The 16,024-nt window shown below is 60.4% G+C and carries 16 protein-coding genes; 13 read left to right on the forward strand and 3 right to left on the reverse strand.

Annotation, left to right across the window (positions count from 1 at the left end):
* Positions 1-111: 111 nt before the first annotated feature.
* From rarD to ACZ9IL_RS17045, 10 genes are all read left to right on the forward strand, one after another.
* The gene (rarD, locus tag ACZ9IL_RS17000; protein ID WP_476004531.1) at positions 112-1,008 is read left to right on the forward strand and encodes an EamA family transporter RarD; all 897 of its coding nucleotides are present in this window, start codon (positions 112-114) and stop codon (positions 1,006-1,008) included.
* Positions 1,009-1,061: 53 nt separating this feature from the next.
* On the forward strand, positions 1,062-1,880 hold the full coding sequence (locus ACZ9IL_RS17005; RefSeq protein WP_476004532.1) for a helix-turn-helix domain-containing protein: 819 nt from the start codon (positions 1,062-1,064) through the stop codon (positions 1,878-1,880).
* Between the two features lie 218 nt (positions 1,881-2,098).
* Entirely contained in the window at positions 2,099-2,740 is a 642-nt protein-coding gene (locus ACZ9IL_RS17010) for a LysE family translocator (protein ID WP_476004533.1), read from the forward strand.
* Positions 2,741-3,835: 1,095 nt separating this feature from the next.
* Positions 3,836-4,339, forward strand: coding sequence for a fimbrial protein (locus ACZ9IL_RS17015; RefSeq protein WP_476004534.1), 504 nt, complete (start codon positions 3,836-3,838; stop codon positions 4,337-4,339).
* Between the two features lie 197 nt (positions 4,340-4,536).
* A complete protein-coding gene (locus ACZ9IL_RS17020; protein ID WP_476004535.1) occupies positions 4,537-5,235 on the forward strand; it encodes a fimbrial biogenesis chaperone in 699 nt (232 codons plus the stop codon).
* 13 nt (positions 5,236-5,248) lie between these two features.
* Positions 5,249-7,804, forward strand: a complete 2,556-nt coding sequence (locus ACZ9IL_RS17025) for a fimbria/pilus outer membrane usher protein (protein WP_476004536.1) — start codon at positions 5,249-5,251, stop codon at positions 7,802-7,804.
* 25 nt (positions 7,805-7,829) lie between these two features.
* Positions 7,830-8,846, forward strand: a complete 1,017-nt coding sequence (locus tag ACZ9IL_RS17030) for a fimbrial protein (RefSeq protein WP_476004537.1) — start codon at positions 7,830-7,832, stop codon at positions 8,844-8,846.
* Between the two features lie 12 nt (positions 8,847-8,858).
* Entirely contained in the window at positions 8,859-9,368 is a 510-nt protein-coding gene (locus ACZ9IL_RS17035) for a fimbrial protein (protein ID WP_476004538.1), read from the forward strand.
* Between the two features lie 125 nt (positions 9,369-9,493).
* On the forward strand, positions 9,494-9,862 hold the full coding sequence (locus ACZ9IL_RS17040) for a tetratricopeptide repeat protein (protein ID WP_476004539.1): 369 nt from the start codon (positions 9,494-9,496) through the stop codon (positions 9,860-9,862).
* 191 nt (positions 9,863-10,053) lie between these two features.
* Complete coding sequence (locus tag ACZ9IL_RS17045; protein WP_476004540.1) at positions 10,054-11,163, forward strand: YeeE/YedE thiosulfate transporter family protein; 1,110 nt, start codon at positions 10,054-10,056, stop codon at positions 11,161-11,163.
* A gap of 79 nt (positions 11,164-11,242) precedes the next feature.
* Here the strand turns inward: ACZ9IL_RS17045 and ACZ9IL_RS17050 are convergent, their stop codons facing one another.
* Positions 11,243-11,863 (reverse strand): LysE family translocator, encoded by a 621-nt coding sequence (locus tag ACZ9IL_RS17050; RefSeq protein ID WP_476004541.1) that lies wholly within the window; start codon positions 11,861-11,863, stop codon positions 11,243-11,245.
* Positions 11,864-11,961: 98 nt separating this feature from the next.
* On the opposite strand from ACZ9IL_RS17050, the gene ACZ9IL_RS17055 reads away from it, so the two are divergent.
* Positions 11,962-12,858 (forward strand): LysR substrate-binding domain-containing protein, encoded by an 897-nt coding sequence (locus tag ACZ9IL_RS17055; RefSeq protein WP_476004542.1) that lies wholly within the window; start codon positions 11,962-11,964, stop codon positions 12,856-12,858.
* A 4-nt stretch (positions 12,859-12,862) separates the two neighbouring features.
* Here ACZ9IL_RS17055 and ACZ9IL_RS17060 read toward each other — a convergent pair whose 3' ends face one another.
* Positions 12,863-13,531, reverse strand: coding sequence for a chromophore lyase CpcT/CpeT (locus ACZ9IL_RS17060; protein WP_476004543.1), 669 nt, complete (start codon positions 13,529-13,531; stop codon positions 12,863-12,865).
* A gap of 343 nt (positions 13,532-13,874) precedes the next feature.
* Here ACZ9IL_RS17060 and ACZ9IL_RS17065 point away from each other — a divergent pair, with 343 nt between their 5' ends.
* On the forward strand, positions 13,875-14,531 hold the full coding sequence (locus tag ACZ9IL_RS17065) for a hypothetical protein (RefSeq protein ID WP_476004544.1): 657 nt from the start codon (positions 13,875-13,877) through the stop codon (positions 14,529-14,531).
* Positions 14,532-14,741: 210 nt separating this feature from the next.
* Complete coding sequence (locus ACZ9IL_RS17070) at positions 14,742-15,191, forward strand: SRPBCC family protein (protein WP_476004545.1); 450 nt, start codon at positions 14,742-14,744, stop codon at positions 15,189-15,191.
* A gap of 228 nt (positions 15,192-15,419) precedes the next feature.
* Here ACZ9IL_RS17070 and ACZ9IL_RS17075 read toward each other — a convergent pair whose 3' ends face one another.
* On the reverse strand, positions 15,420-15,920 hold the full coding sequence (locus tag ACZ9IL_RS17075) for a DUF1993 domain-containing protein (RefSeq protein ID WP_476004546.1): 501 nt from the start codon (positions 15,918-15,920) through the stop codon (positions 15,420-15,422).
* Positions 15,921-16,024: the final 104 nt, after the last annotated feature.

The following is a 16,024-nucleotide window of genomic DNA, read 5'->3' on the forward strand; positions in this document are numbered from 1 at the left end:
CTGTAAAAATCCCGTCTGACCCATTTATTAACTTCTTTCCCTCCAAAAGGATCGCTACACTGACTTTTTGCGATGTTTTCCAACATCCGCTCTCCAGTGAAGGTTCTCCTCATGCAACAGCAAGTTCAGCGCCAGGGCGTCATCTATGCCCTGTGCGCCTACACCCTTTGGGGCCTGGCCCCCATCTACTTCAAGACCATTTCCGCCGTGCCGGCCGCCGAGATCCTGACCCATCGCATGATCTGGTCCTGCGTCCTGCTGATGGTGATGACCCTGCTCGCCCGCCAGTGGCACAAGGTGCAGGCGGTGCTGCGCCAGCCCAAGGTGCTGCTCACCCTGGCCTTCACTTCGGTCACCGTCGGCGGCAACTGGCTGCTGTTCATCTGGGCCATCAACAACGGCCACATGCTGGATGCCAGCCTCGGCTACTACATCAACCCGCTGTTCAACGTGCTGCTCGGCATGCTGTTCCTGAGTGAGCAGCTGCGCCGCCTGCAATGGTGGGCGGTGGGGCTGGCAGTGGTCGGTGTCGCGGTCCAGCTCATCGCCTTCGGCTCCCTGCCCTGGATAGCGCTGGTGCTGGCGTCGAGCTTCGCCATCTATGGCCTGATCCGCAAGAAACTGGCCCTCGATGCCCTCACCGGCCTGCTGATCGAGACCCTGATCATGCTGCCGCCGGCCGCCATCTATCTGTGGGGCTTCGCCGACAGCCCCACCAGCCACATGACCGAGAACGACTGGCACCTCAACCTGCTGCTGATCGCCGCCGGGGCCGTCACCACGGCGCCGCTGCTCTGCTTCACCGCCGCCGCCACCCGTCTCAAGCTCTCCACCCTCGGCTTCTTCCAGTACATAGGCCCCAGCCTGATGTTCATCCTGGCGGTCACTCTCTACGGGGAAGAGCTGGCACTGGACAAGCTGATCACCTTCGGCTGCATCTGGAGCGCGTTGGTGCTGTTCACCTTGGACGGGTTGCGCAGCGGCAAACGGCGCCAGGGTGCCGCCTGAGGCGCTGCAATAATCTACAAGCCAGGGATCGGGATTTGGGGTATCAATAAGCCATGAGCGCCCCTCCATCCCGCATCCACTACTGGCAACCCCGGCTGCTGCCGGGGGTTGAACTCTCCCACTCCCACCACCGGGAGTTCAGCTATGGCCGCCACGTGCATCTGGACTACCACATCGGTCTGGTGCAGCAGGGTGGCCAGAAGTTCATCCACAAGGGCAGCAGCCACAATCTGGTGCGCGGCGAGCTCTCCACCGTCAACCCGGACGAGATGCACGACGGCCTCAGCCTGCTGCCGGAAGGCTACGAGGTGCGGGTGTTCGCCATCGCCCCGGAGCAATTGGCGCGCTGGCTGCCGGACAATCCCGACCCCTTCTTCGACAAGGGTCTGCAGACCAGACCCGATCTCTATCAGGGCTTCGCCCACCTGCACATGTATCTGGATCAATCCCAGCCGGACGGCCTGCTGGCGGAGAGCCAGTTGCTGGCCCTGCTCGGCGAACTGCTGCGGCTCAAACCGGAGCGCCACGCCCTGGCGGATCCCCAGTTGCGGTACCTGCGCGATTACCTGCTCGGTCAGCTGGATCAGCGCCACAGCCTGGAGGATCTCGCCGCCCAGTTCGGGCTGGATCGCTTCGCCTTCCTGCGCCAGTTCAAGAAGAAGACCGGCATGACCCCCTACGCCTGGCTCAAGCGACTGCGACTGGAGCAAGGCAAGCGCCTGCTCGGTGGCGGCATGCCGGTGAGCGAGGTGGCGCTGGCGGTCGGTTTCTTCGATCAGAGTCACTTCCACCACGGCTTTCGCCAGGCCTTCGGCATCACCCCGGCGGATTACCGTCAGCAGCTCCTCTGCTTCCCTCATCAATCCGGCTGACCACGGGCAACAAGGCAGTGTTTAACACCACAATACTCACTGTTGCGATGCGAAATTCCACAAAACACAGACTCAGCAACACCAAACACTGCCGTTGAGTTCAACCTTTGACCAGCTCGCGCCGCCGCTCGGCGCACCATCCAAAGTGCAATCTTTTACAAGCCAGCCCCCGCCCCGATCCCCCATGCTGTGAGCTCATCTTGTCATCGAGGTATCTCATGTTCACCAGCCTGTTCCTGACCATAGGTCTCATCCATCTGATCGCCCTGGCGAGCCCGGGTCCCGACTTCGCGCTGATCCTGCGCACCAGCCTGCACAGGCCCACCGCCCTCGGCGCCGCGCTCGGCATCGCCCTGGCGATACTGCTGCACGCCACCTTGAGCCTCACCGGCATCAGCCTGCTGATCGCCAGCCAACCCTGGCTGTTCACTGTGGTGAAGATAGTGGGCGCCCTCTATCTGGGCTGGCTCGGCTGGGGGGCGATCAAGGCAGCGTGGCACAGTGCCGCCAGCCAGACACTCAGGGCGGGCGGCGAGCTGCAGGGCTGGAACAGGGGTGTGAAGGCCGGCCTTGCCACCAACCTGCTCAACCCCAAGGCGCTGCTGTTCTTCATGGGACTGCTGGCGGCCATGGTGACGCCCCAGGTTGACGGCCTGACCCGTGGCCTGCTGATCCTGGAGCTGTTCTTGCTGTCGCTGGCCTGGTTCGGGCTGCTGGCCTGGAGCCTCTCCACGGCGCGGGCCCAGCACCTGCTCAGCCGGATCCAGCGCCCGCTCAACCTGGTCACCGGCCTGCTGTTCGGCGCCGTCAGTCTCTCCATCCTGGTGGAGCTTGTCGGCGAGGCGGGCAGCCTGATCTAGGCGGTTAGCCACCCGGCATCTGAATCACCTCGTTGGTATTGCTATCGGTTCCAGTCCAATCATGGCCATGAGCGCTCGCCGGTGAGCGCCAGGAACCCCCTAAGCAAACCAATCATTTACTTAAAAATCAACTTGTTGCCTGCTTTTTGATAGAGGGTGAAAGAGAGAAGCCCGCAAATAAGGTGGCCGTATCAACGCCAGTGGTGAATTGAAGCGGCGCCCTGATCTCATCCGCTCTCCATCACAAATTCGTAACCCAGAGTGAGTCACCCATGAGTCAATCCCGCCTTCACCCAGGATCCCGTCGCTCTCCATTCCAGAGGTTCTGTTCAGCCTGCTGTTGCTGATCGGCGCCCTCTTCACCGCCCTCGGTGCAGTGATCGTCCTGGTGACCATCACCCTCGGTGGTTAAGCTGCACGCGCAGCTCCCCGCGTTGCTGTCAGAGAGAGCCCCTGCAATACACGCCAGATAAGATGCTGGCGAGCGTCGATCCCCTTGCGGACAGATCCGGGGACGCCAGATCCACTGATTTGACCACGATAACCTTGAAAGGCACCGATAGATTGCTGGGTGCAATAAGCGCGACCCGAATAGCCGTCTTCACCAAAGAGAAAAATCTGCCGTGTACTGTGGTTTACTACGGGGCTCTCAGGTGGATCCTGAAAGCCGATCAACTACATGCTGGCCATGAAATTGCATTCATTCACTGGGTACGTTCAAGTCAAACACTGTGCTGGATCACCATATACGCACTTCTATATTTTTGAAGTGCCGTGGCCTAAATGCATACTGCATCGATATATTCTTGCTTATTGAATATTTATTCCGGATTAATACGATCGCATTCATTAATTGGTGAATAAAATGATATTAGGCAGCAATTTATTCTTTCAAGTCACTGCGTCTGCTTTTTGACTTGAGTCAATTTCACCTTAATTAAACAAAATTGTCCTTGCATTTATCAGCATCAGTCAGCAGCCATTCAACCTTTATACCTCATACTTGCCCTAATCAAAGACCAGAAAGACTTCCAGCTCGCTTGAAGCCTTTTGTTTGATTCTCTTGTGCCTTATAAAACAATATCGAGACTACACATGAAAAAAAATATCATTGCCACCATGATGGTTCTGGTTGCCGGTACCGCCAGCATGAATGCCATTGCTGCAGATGTCGCTTTTACTGGTGAAATTACTGCGGGTACCTGTACTCCTACCGTTTCCCCCAGTATCGATCTCGCCCCTGTCACAGCCAATGTGGCGAATGTGGCAGTGGGTGATCCTATTGGAGCACCTGTTAGTCTGGATATTGCCGTCGATAATTGCGTATCGGTAGCCACTGTCAATATTGCATTTACCGGTCTTGAACTTGTAGGTTCAGGCAGTGCATTGGCTGCCACCGAGGGTGGCAACATTAGTTTTGGTTTCTTTGAAAATGATGGCTCCACTCCGGCTGATCTCACCGGGGGTACTACGTTGACTCCGGTTTCTGGTACTGCTGCCTCATCATATAAGATTGCCTATGTGAAAAATGTCGACCTGGTAGATCCGACTGTTGGTACTAAAACTGCCACTCTGACAGTGAATTTCGCTTACCTGTAAAATGTAATCAACCAGGCAAGGGTGATCACCCTTGCCTGGTTTTGTGGTGCGACAAATAAGTTGGCAGAGTATTTTATGACGGCCAATTACAGGCGTCATATTTTCTGTTTTCATTTTATTGCCAATCCCATCGCTGCCATTGGTCGGCCATACTACCCACCATCTTATTCCGCTTGTGAGTCGTCAATCCTATAAAGATGAATACCTCCATTTTAAATACGTGGCTAAGGCCCATCCTGGCCATCGCGCTCACACTGCCCAGCCTGGTGGCCCATGCCAATGTCAGCCTGAGCATGACCCGAATTATCTATGAGCAGGGTGCCCAACAAGCTGCCCTCTCGGTCACCAATAATGGTGCGAAAAGTGCCTACCTGATGCAGTCCTGGGTAACCACGGCCAACGGCAGTGAAAAGAGTGGCGACTTTGTGGTGACCCCCCCGCTCTTCTTGCTGAATGCAGGCAAAGCCGCAAGCCTGCGACTCATCTACGTCGGCAACCAGGCGCTGCCTGATGATCGTGAGAGCCTCTACTACTTTTACAGCAAGGCGATCCCCTCCGTTTCCAAGGCACAGCAGGGGAACGGCCAGTTGCAGGTCGCAACCCAAAGCAAGCTCAAGTTATTCTATCGCCCCAAGGATCTGCCCAGCTCCCCAGAGCAGGCGCCTGCGACCCTGAGCTGCCAACTCAGTGGTACCACGCTGACCGTGATTAACCCTTCACCCTACTATGTCACCCTGGTAAAAGTGCAGGTTGGCGCCAAACAACTCGATAGCCTGATGGTGCCGCCCAAGGGCAGCCAGACCCTGGCTAGCGCGGGAGCCACCGGTACCGTGACCTTCCAGACCATCAACGATTATGGGGCCATGACCGAGTCCCAACGTTGTCTTACCCACTGATCCTGGCGGGCATATGCAACCACAACTGACGCTTCTTCTGGCGGCCTTCAGCTGCGGTCTTGCCCTGCCTGCCCACGCCGAACTGAACTTCAATCCGGCGTTTCTGTCGGGCGATCAGGCGGCGGTCGCCGATCTCGCCGCCCTCGAAAAGGGGGACCAGTTGCCTGGCAGCTATCCGGTCGAGATCTATCTCAACGGAGAATTTCTCGAGGCCCGGGAGGTAACGTTCGCTCCCTCGCCCCAACCCAGACAAGACGGTGGCACCAACCTGAGCCCCGTGCTGACCCTGACCGACCTGAGCAAGTTCGGGGTAGACACCGCGGCGCTGGCGACCAGCCAGGATCCCGCGGCCCCCATCGTACTGGAAGAGCTGATCCCTGCGGCAACGACCCGCCTTAACTTCGAGGCGCTGCGGCTGGATATCTCCATCCCTCAGGCGGCACTGGTACGGCGCGCACAAGACGAGGTACCGGAAGAGCTCTGGGATCATGGCGTCAATGCACTGTTGTTTAACTACCGGCTGAACGGTAGCCGCAGCCAGGAAGCGGGGTCGGCGGCCACGGACGACCTCTTTCTGGGGCTGAATAGTGGCCTGAACCTCGGGGCCTGGCGTCTGAGAAACTACTCGACCTGGGATCACAGCGAGGACGCCACGGGTGAGCGTTCGAGTGAAGTGCAGAGTGTCGACACCACTCTGAGCCGACCCGTCACATCACTCAAGGCGGAGCTCCTGCTGGGGAACGGGGGTACCTCGGCAGATCTGTTCGAGAGCGTCGGCTTTAGTGGTGCCCAACTGCGTACCGACAAGAATATGTTCCCCAGCAGCCTGCGCGGCTTCGCCCCCACGGTCCATGGTGTCGCCAAAGGTAACGCCAAGGTGACCATCAAACAGAACGGCTACAACATCTATCAAACCAACGTGGCGCCCGGCCCCTTCGTCATCGACGATCTGTACCAGTCCACCAGTGGTGACCTTGCAGTCGAGATCGAAGAGAGCGACGGCAGCATCACTCGCTATGTGGTGCCCTACTCCTCCGTACCCAATCTGCTGCGCGAGGGCATGAACCAGTACGAACTGACGGCGGGCGAATTCCGCTCTGGCAGTGACAAGCAGACCAGTCCCGGCTTCGTGCAGGGCAGCTATGCCACTGGTCTTGCCGACGGGCTCACCCTCTATGGCGGGGCCCAGCTCTCGTCCGGCTACCAGGCCATCGCGCTGGGCGTGGGCCAGAACATGGGGAGATTTGGCGCCATATCCACCGATCTCACCCATGCGGTGACTGAATTACCGGACGGTCGCGACAGCCGGGGTCAGTCGTTGCGCTTCCAATATGCCAAGTCTCTCAACGACGTTGGCACCGAATTTCAACTGCTCGGCCTGCGCTACTCGACCCAGGGCTACTACAGCTTTGAAGAGAGCACTTACAAATCCATGACGGGCATCAAGGACCCACTGCCGGGGGGTGACGAAGGCCATCAGGACGAAGGCACCGCCTATGACTTGAACTATGCGAAACGGGGCCGGGCCCAGCTCAGCGTCTCGCAAGAGATTGGAGAGACTGGCTCCATTTACCTCAGTGGTTATAGCCAGAGCTATTGGGATCTGGCATCAGAGGACCAGAATGTACAGCTTGGCCTCTCCGGCTCGATTCGGGAGATCAACGTCAACCTGAGTTACAGCCATAACGAGACGGCGTTGGAGCCCGACAAAACGGACAAGACCCTCTCATTCAACTTATCGATGCCTATCGGTCGCTGGCTAGGCGGGAGCGATGGCAGCACCAGCCATCTGGACTCTATCAATGCCAACTACGGAATGACGCAAGACTCGGAAGGCCAGACGTCCCATACCCTGGGCATTAGCGGGAGCCTGCTGGAAGACAGAAAGCTGAACTACAGCGTGCAGCAGGGTCATGCCGAGCCAGAGGGCTATAACGGCGACCTCTCCCTCAACTATCAGGGATCTCGCGGTGATATCGACCTCGGCTACAACTACGACGATCAACGGCAAGAAGTGACCTATGGTCTGGCGGGCGGCGTGGTGGTGCACGGTGACGGCATGACTCTGAGCCAGCCGCTGGGTGAATCAAATGTTCTGGTGGTCGCCCCCGGCGCAGCCCACGCCCAACTGGAAAATGGTGACGACCTGGACAACCAAGGCTATGCGGTCATGACCTACGCATCGGATTATCAGGAAAACCGGGTCTCTCTCGATACCCAGAGCCTCTCAAGCGACGTCGATCTGTCAGAGACGACCCTTGAGGTTGTGCCCACCAAGGGCGCACTGGTGCGTGCCGAATTTAGCACCAGGGTCGGGGTGAGAGCTCTGCTGACGCTGATCCACCAGGGCCATGCTGTACCATTCGGCGCCACGGCGACCGAGCAGACACAAGGCACCAGCGGCATGGTCGCCGACGAAGGGGCCGTCTATCTCCCTGGTCTCCCCCCCGAGGGCAGCCTGCAAGTACGCTGGGGTGATAAGCAGCACCAGCGCTGCGTCGCGCCCTACCGCCTGCCGGAGGATGCCGCAACTCAGGTGATCAGCCGTATGACCTTGGTGTGCAACTAACCCTATGAATACAAGACATAAACCGATGCATTATCTGACGCTAGCACTCATCACCCTGCTGCTGGTCGGTGCGGCCCCCGGCTACGCCGGAGACGATCTGAACGCGAGTCGCACCACCTCTGTGGCAATCCAGCTGCCAGCAGATCGCCATGCTTATTTTGGCCATCCGCTACTGACGCTGCCCATCTCGGCCAACGCCTGTGAGCTACCCGATGCGCAGGCATCACCGCTGTCCCGTGCCACCATACTCCCCCTGACTCGCCGTATCGGCGATCTCAACGGAGAAGCCGTGTATGAGATCCCTGGCACGCCGGGTATTGGCTGGATGTTCTCGCTCAAGGCGATGGGAGGGGCGGGGCTGGTGAAGCTGAACTCGAATCGGCCGACCGAATGGTATCCCGCCACTGGCGGACAGACCAAGCAGGTGCAAAACCCGATCCGGGCGGTGGGCAAGCTCACCTATGTGGCCACCGGCAGCCGCCTGGCCCCCGGCACCCACGTCGTTGCGCCGCAAGCTCTGGCCCATCTCACCTGCTTCGACAAAACGAGGAAGCGGGTAGACTCATCCCGCCTGAGCCTGACCAGCCCCCTTACTTTCACCCTGAGTTCAGCCACCTGCCGCATCACCACACCGTCGAACGATGTGGTGAATGTCGGCGAGATCCGGGCCAGTGACTTCCCCACGGTGGGCAGCACTTCCCCAGTCAAATCCTACAGCATAGGGCTGGAGTGCGACCCCGATGTGGTCGTCAGTGCCACCGTCTCGGATCAATCCAAACCGGGCAACCGCAGCGATATGGTGAGCCTCTCGGCCGACAGCACGGCCAGTGGCCTCGGTGTTCAGGTGGTCAGCCCGCAAGGGGAACCCTATTCACTGGGCCCGGATGCCACCAAGCTGCGCAACCGGCACAGGAACTATCTCTTCGACTCTCGCGAGGGGGGCTCCGTCGATGTGCCACTGGGTTTCCGTTATGTGCGGACTGGCGATCTGGTCGCAGGCAGCGCCAATGCGCTCGTCGGCGTCACCTTTTCCTATGAATAAAAGGGCTACCCCATGAGAGTCAAGCTTGCCGCTGCGCTGCTCACCGGCTGGTGCGGGCTGATCCCTGCCAGCCAGGCTGCCGACATCACTCTCAAGGTAACCGCCAATCTGGTGGAAGAGGCCTGCGTGCTGAACGATGGCCACGTCAAAATCGTCGACTTTGGCAATATCAATGCGCGCGACCTCAAACAGCCCGGCACCATAGTCGAAGCGATCTCGCTGCCCATTCATTGTCAGGGAACGGTCCGGGCCGACGATCTCATCCTGCGCCTCCACGGAGAAACATCGCGCGGGAATGGCTCACTCATCGCGACGGATCGCGACGATCTGGGGATCGCGCTCTCACCGGACAGCCACTTCTCCAAGAGCACCGACTGGATCGTACCGGGGGGGACCTTGCCTATCCGGCTGAACAAGGGTGAGGCAACGGTGTCGTTCTTTGCCACCCCAGTCCAGACTCGCAAGAGCGTCGCACCAGGTAAATTCTCCGCTCAGATTGTCCTGACAGTGGAGTACCCGTAACGGTTTCCCTTCCCCGGAAGGCCACAGGCTCCAGCCTGTACTGGCGCCTCATGACAGCTGATCGACTCTGTATCTGCGCCAGACTCTGCCACAATGCCCGGATTCATTACTCACGAGACATTGACATGAAAAAAATGATGCTGGTGCTACTGGTCGCGGGCAGCTGTTTCGGCTGCAAACCCGGTGATGCCGGGTTTGAGATGAAGCCGCTGACCATGGTGCAAGAGGCCGCCAGGCAGGGCGATGCCAAGGCTCAGCTGGTACTGGGTAATATGTACGACCAAGGCCAGGGCGTAGAGCAAAACGCTGTGACGGCCGCGGAATGGATCCGCAAGGCTGCAGAGCAGGACAATGTTGTGGCCCAGTTGCAACTGGGCAAGATGTACTTCGAAGGTCGGGGTGTGGAGCAGGATTATCTGGCAGGCGTTAACTGGTTCTTGAGTGCCGTCAATCTCGGCACCGCCAAGAACGAGATCACCGAGCAAACAGAATAACGGCCGTCAGTGCCTCCGATCCCTATTTCGACCTGTCTTGAATGCCGAACAAGATTCAACCAGAGCTAAGGTTGGATGAGGTAAGCGCCTGTATCGGAACGCTTTGACATGACCCTGTTCGGGCTGGCGTCGGGCTCATTGTGGGATTAGGATGCACGCCTTCACCACAATAACGTTACGGACGTATCGGCATGACTCGACAATGGTCGCTCCCCATCGTGGCACTCGCGGGGGGAGCTTTGTTCTGGCTCGGCAGCAACTTCGGCATGAAATGGGCACTGATGGCCCTGATCGGTTTTGGCTTCGGCTTCACCCTCTCCTTCAGCCGCTTCGGCATCGTGTTCGGTTGGCGCGAGATGCTGACCAGGCGCAACAGCTACTACGTGCGGGTGCACCTGCTCACCATCGCCATCGAGATCCTGCTGTTCACCGCCTTCCTCTCCTTCACTCACGCCCTGTTTGGCGATGCCATGGTGGGCAACGTCATGGCCATCGGCGTGCCCTTCATCGTCGGCGCCTTCCTGTTCGGCATCGGCATGCAGCTGGCCGGGGTCTGCGCCACCGGCACCCTCTACTGCTGCGGCGAGGGCCAGCCACGCTTCTGGCTGGTGCTGCTCTGCTACGGCATCGGCACCCTGATCAGCAACCAGTTCCGCCCAGCCCTGGACGCCACCTTCTCCAGCCAGGTGGTGCTGGCCAAGGATCTGACCGGCAATATCTGGAGCGGCATGCTGCTCAACCTGGCGCTGGTCGCCGTGCTGTTCATGCTGTTTCGCAGGAGCGAATTGAAGCGCACCGGCGAGATCAAGCCGATCTTCGGCGGCGGCAACCTGTTCTGGCGCGATGGCCGCTTCACCGTGCTGACCGGCGGCATCCTCATCGCCCTGCTCAACTCCGCCGTGGTCGCCCTGCACGGCTCGGCCTGGACCATCACCGGCGCTGTCTATGACATGGCGCTGCGCGGCGCCTCCCTGTTTGGCCTGTTCGAAGGCAACCCCAAGCTTGCCCAACCGCTGTTCATCAACCCCATGGTCGGCATGTTCTGGCTGGGGATCCTGGGAGCCGCACTGGCCCGCAGCCTGAGCGGTGGTGGCACCGTCACCCCGATCCGGCTCGGCAACAGCCTAGCGGCCATCGTCGGCGGCCTGCTGATGGGGATGGGCGCCATGTACAGCGCCTGCAACCTGGGTGGCTTCTTCGATGGCACGGCGTCCGGCAGCCTGCACGGCTGGGTCTGGATGCTGATGGCCCTCGGTGGCAGCCTGATCGGCATCCGCCTGCGACCGCTGTTCAGGCTCTGATGCAACAACGGGATGGCGCCGATCGGCGGCGTCATCCCGCACTGTTTCGGCAGCAGGACCCTGCTGCCGCCCTCTCCCCTCAGTTGAGCGCCCGGATCAGCAGCAAGAGCGCGAAGCCGGTAAACATCACGGCCGACATCCGGTTGATGACCCTCCCGAAGCGTTCGCCATAACCCTGCAACCCCACCCAGCGAAACACCAGGCAATAACCGCCGTGCACCACCAGCACCACAGCGCTGAAGGTCAGCGCCAGCAGCATGCACTGGCCAAGCGCCCCCTGGCGAAAGTCGATGAACTGAGGAAACAGGCTGGTGAAGAAGATGATCGCCTTGGGATTGAGCAGGCTGATGAGCGCCCCCTTGAAGAAGCTGCGGCCGCAGTCCCGATCACTCGTCGTGCTGATCAGTGGACTGACCGCGCGCTGGCGCCAGCAGTTTATCCCGAGATAGAGCAGGTAGAGGGCGCCCCCCAGGGTGAGGATCTGCTGGCCCGCGGCCAGCCAGTGGGTAAACCAGAGCACCGCCAGCGAGGCCAGGCTCGCCACCAGCAGGATCCCCACCGCCACCCCGATGAAGCCGGCGATGGCATGGCGGGTTCCCCGGGTCAGGGTGTTGCCTATGGTGTAGATCACCGCCGGGCCGGGGCTGAGTACGGTGCCGACGGCGAGTAGCAGGTAGAGGGCGTAATAGTCGAGGCTCATGGGCACATTCCATCTTCGTTTGATGCCGCCCAGTATATTGACAGCCGCTTCGCCAGCCAGACATAGTGGCGCTCGGCTTTATAAACCAGGAGTTTAGAGTGGATCGCCTGACCGCCATCGAGATCTTCGTCGCAGTCGCCCGCGCGGGCAGCTTCAGTGCCGTAGCGGAGCGATTCGAGATGACGCCGGCCATGATCGGCAAATACATCAAGTGGCTGGAGACCCGCGTCGGCTCCCGCCTGCTCAACCGCAACACCCGCTGCCAGAGCCTGACCGAGGCGGGCAGAGAGTACCTCGGCGGCTGCCAGAGCCTGCTGCAGCACTATCGGGAGCTGGAGCAGAACACCCTGGCCCACACCGGCCAGGCGGCGGGCAAGATCCGCATCAATGCCCCCATCACCTTCGGCAGCCAGCGGCTGACCCCCTTGTTGTGCGACTTCATGGCGCGCTATCCGCAGATCCGCATCGAGCTGGATCTCTGCGATCGGCTGGTCGATGTGATTGGCGACGGCTTCGACCTCATCTTCCGGGTCGGCACCCCCAAGGATGCCGCCTACATAGCCCGCCCGCTGGCCAGCTCGGCCTCGGTGTTCTGCGCCTCGCCGCACTATCTGCAACGCCACGGCACCCCGCTGGAACTCACGGATCTGGCCCGTCACCGCTGCCTGGGCTTCAGCCCTTGGCTGACACAATCCAGCCTGGCGGAGGCCTTTCCCCTCGAGCACCTGCATCTGTGGGACAGTCAGTTCATCAGCAATAACGGCAGCGCCCTCAAGGTGGCCGCCCTCAATCATGCGGGCATAGTGCTGCAACCGCGAGCCCTGCTGAGCGACGAGCTGAGCAGTGGCGCCCTGCTGGAGATACTGCCGGATGCCCTGCCCGCCCCGCGTCCGGTCAACATGCTCTATCCCGCCAGGGAGCCGATGCCGCTGCGGCTACGGCTGCTGATCGATTACCTCAGCGAGCACCGCCACGAGCTGGATCTGCCCGCCTGAGCGCTTATTCGCCGCGCTGCTTCACTCTTCGCAGATAGACATAGCCCTCGCCGGGGCTGCCCCAGCGCTGACGGGCGTCGTTGTCATAGGCCCGGTCCAGCAGCCTGACGCTGTTGGGACCGATCCAGAGGTATTGCACCAGGGTGCTGGCGCCGCCGAAATTGGTGGCGCAGCTGCCGACCTTGCTGTGGCCCACGTATTCCCCGGAGGGTTGGCGGCTCAGCCAGATCTCGCAGCCCTCGCGCAGGGAGAGTTGGGGCGGGGTGAGGGAATCGAGCAGCTCCGGCTTGCGCCAGGCTCCGGCGAAGTCGATGGCTCTGGGCATGGTCAGCTCGGCCATCAGGATCCGGCCATCCGGCAGCGGGGAGAAACGGTAGATGCGCTGGCGGAACGGCCGTACCGCTCGCTCGGTCAGGAACTGCTCGGCATAGACCCAGCGAAAATCGTCGTAGCCGGGCCAGATCTCCACCAGTCGCAACTCGGCACTGGTGAAGCGCGGGTCGTAGCTGGCCTGTTCCTGGCTGGAAAACTCGCCGGTAAACCAGGAGAGCAGCGGCTCCATGCTGGCCTGGCCAACGAAGGGACTGGCCGGCGGGGCAAGCGGGGGCACGGGCGTCGCCCAGGTCAGGCAGGCGTAAAACAACCCGAACAGGGCCGCCATCAGCTGTATCATCGAATCCTTCCGAGTCGCTTGCATGGCGGCGATTATATGAGCGAACGCCGACAATAACCTCTACCTTGATCAATTCCTTGCAGATCCATCGAAAAATCACTGTGTTAACGAAGAAGTCAGACGCAGGTACGGGATGAGGCGGCCTCGGCGGGTCGGGCCCTGATCCGGACCTGAAACGCTATCTGGTTTCAATAGAGTATGCCGCTGCAGGCCCCTGTTTATCCCGCCTGCGGCGATTTTGCCCGCCAAGCTGGATGGCAGCTTACTGACGCACCGGGTCGCCTTGACCATGGTCAGAGTCAGACCCATGATCATGTTTTAACGTCCATTGACAGGCAGCCTGATGAACCAGCCCCGTTTCTCTCCCATCGACCCCATCTCACGCTACTCCGAGATCCTGTTCGGCCTGCTGATGGTGCTGACCTTCACCGGTTGCTTCAACGCCCTCGAGGCGGGACGAGCCGAGGTCAAGGATCTGCTGATAGCCGGCATCGGCTGCAACATCGCCTGGGGCATGATCGATGCCATCGTCTACCTCATCACCACCCTGGCCGAGCGGGCCCGCGCCCTGCGGTTGCTGCAACAGCTGCATCTCTTGCCGCCGGGTGACAGCCGGGGCATCACGGTGCTGCGAGATGTCCTGCCCGGTCCGCTGGCGGCGATCTGCCGCGACGACGAGCTCGACGACTGGCAGGCACGCCTGCGCCAACACCCTGAGCTGAGCCAGGGTGCCATCCTTCGCTGGAACGATCTGCTCAACAGCCTGGGGGTCTTCCTGATGGTGTTCCTCTCCACCTTCCCCGTGCTGCTGCCCTTCATGTTCTTACAGGATCCGGTACCGGCCCTGCGCCTCTCCCACATCATCGCCCTGCTGATGCTGCTGCTGATAGGCCGCGGTCTGGCCCGCTACGCAGGCTCGCCGCGTCCCTTGCTGATCGGTGTGCTCTTCGCCGCAGTAGGCGTCGCCATCGTGCTGGCCACCATCGCGCTGGGCGGCTGAGGCGACGAAACCGGTTAACGAAAAAAGAGGGAGGCACGCGCCTCCCTCTCTGTTTTCTCATCCAATGTGCGACCCGGCTTCTTTCCGGCTCTCCATCCCTCCATCCCCCCTTCTCTCCGGTTATCCATCCGACAAGGGATGACACCCTGGCCAAGCGATCCCGGCCCGGGCGACTATCCTTGGTCCGAAACCACTCAGAAGGGATCCATCATGACGACAGGAACGGTAAGACTGCATCGCGTACTCAAGGCCCCGCCACAGCGGGTCTATCGCGCCTTCATCGAGGCGGATGCGCTGGCCAAGTGGCTGCCTCCTCACGGTTTCACCTGCAAGGTGGAGCACCTGGAGGCCCGCGTCGGCGGCACCTTCCGCATGGCATTCACCAACTTCGGCACGGGCCACTCCCACTCCTTCGGCGGTGAGTATCAGGAGCTGGATCCGGGCAAACGCATCCGCTACACCGACCGCTTCGACGATCCCAACCTGCCGGGGGAGATGCGGGTGACCATCACCCTGACCCCGGTGCTGTGCGGCACCGACCTCGCCATCGAGCAGGCGGGGATCCCGGCGGTCATCCCGCTGGAGATGTGCTACCTCGGCTGGCAGGAGTCCCTGAGCCAGCTGCTCGCCCTGGTGGAGCCCGAGATCCCGAACGAATAGTCTGCGCCTCTGCGCTAGCCAAACCCCGAAAAACAGAGAGCCTGCCGATTGGCAGGCTCTCTTCGTTTCGACAGACCGCGACTGACAACCTATCCCAATAGGCGTCATTGTCGAAGGCAGTTTGGACACAGCTAGCGCGCAGAAACCGGAGCGTACTGGAGTACGTGAGGATTTCGAGCACTGCCTGGGTTCAAAATGGCGAGTTAAATAGCCTAATGGGATGGGTTCTTATTGCAGGTTCAGGCCACCCAAGTAATCCCCCTTGCCGAGGTTCACCCCGGCCTGACGCAGCAGGGCATAGGCCATGCTCAGGTGGAAGTAGAAGTTCGGGATGCCGTACTCATGGACACAGGTGTGACCATCCATCCCCTTGCCACCGGCCCAGTAGGGGAAGTATTTGCCGCTCGCATACTGGCTGAAATCGGCATTCAGCTTGCTTTGCAGCAGGGTGATGGTGTTCTGGATATGGCTGCGCAGCTCCGCCATGGTCTTGGGGTCGTCCCCCATGACCGGCAGCTCGCTGTGGCTGGCGGTGGCGACCACGGCGCGGGCCGTGTCACAGCAGATCAGCACCTGCTTGGAGAAGGGCAGCATGTCGACAATCAGGCGTTCATTGACGAAGTTGTCCACGTTGAACTTCTTGGCCTCGGCGTGGGCCTCGGCCTTGGCCAGGCAGCCGTCGAGGTTGGTCAGCATCTTGATAAACTGGGCGGCGATCTCACGATTCATAATGCACTCTCGGTTGGTTGAAGGCGGATAAACGAGCGGCATCCACTATAGCGCATCCCCCGCAGTATCACCCCTACCCCACAACTACCGCGACAAGGTATGGC

The sequence above is a fragment of the Aeromonas sp. TECH754 genome (assembly GCF_056279295.1).